Genomic DNA, 341 nt, shown 5'->3' on the forward strand with positions numbered 1-341 from the left:
CCCGCAAGGATTAAATTCACGCCTGCGTGCATTCACTGCCAGGAATCTCCAAGATTCACAGCATTCTTTGACCAGCCCCCTTAACTTTCCAAAACTGCTGTTGTTTTTGTTGTTTTCTGCAATTGTGTTCGATAAAAACACGGCCGGAAAACGCTTCTGCCAGCCCAAACGCGCGGGCGACCTTGGGCTTGTGTCGCCCGCGAACGCGACGGTGGTTTTTGTTGTTTTTTCCACAAAGGTGCAGGTCAGAGACTTTCGACAAAAAACGGCAGAAATTGTTGTTTTTGTTGTTTTTGGCGGTTTTTCTCGTCACGGAGGTGCAGCAGAATGCTAAATCTCCC

Annotated in this window: 1 protein-coding gene; it reads left to right on the plus strand. The window is 48.4% G+C overall.

All coding sequences use genetic code 11. The features are described from left to right. Positions 1–334 (plus strand): hypothetical protein (locus HMPREF2967_RS13055; RefSeq protein ID WP_158014660.1); only part of this gene is annotated, 334 nt, incomplete at its 5' end. Between the last annotated feature and the right edge of the window lie 7 nt (positions 335–341).

This window comes from Corynebacterium sp. HMSC059E07 (assembly GCF_001814395.1).
Lineage (GTDB): Bacteria > Actinomycetota > Actinomycetes > Mycobacteriales > Mycobacteriaceae > Corynebacterium > Corynebacterium hesseae.